Annotated in this window: 1 rRNA gene; it reads left to right on the forward strand. The window is 39.7% G+C overall.

What is annotated here, in order from left to right:
* Positions 1 to 235 precede the first annotated feature (235 nt).
* A 5S ribosomal RNA gene (rrf, locus tag NRL14_RS20880) occupies positions 236 to 307 on the forward strand; the annotation flags it as partial.

The raw sequence follows: 307 nt of genomic DNA on the forward strand, positions 1-307 counted from the left end.
CTAATTACCCGTGAGGCTTAACCATACAACGCCAAACGCGTTTTATGTGATAGTGAAACAAGCGAAGAAGTTAATATGACTAAAGTAGATATTACTTAGAAAGACTAAAAAATATTATCAGATATTTTCCAAATTCAAGAGGTGACTCTTAGCGCGTAGCGTTAAAGTTGAGGCACCTTGCGCAAAGAAAATGGTAGCACTACGTGCTTGTCATTAATTCTTTGCACTATATTTGCTTGGTGACAATAGCGTTTTGGACCCACCTGACTCCATGCCGAACTCAGTAGTGAAACGAAACAGCGCCGAT

This window comes from Pseudoalteromonas sp. 20-92, from assembly GCF_030847595.1.
GTDB classification, from domain to species: domain Bacteria; phylum Pseudomonadota; class Gammaproteobacteria; order Enterobacterales; family Alteromonadaceae; genus Pseudoalteromonas; species Pseudoalteromonas fuliginea.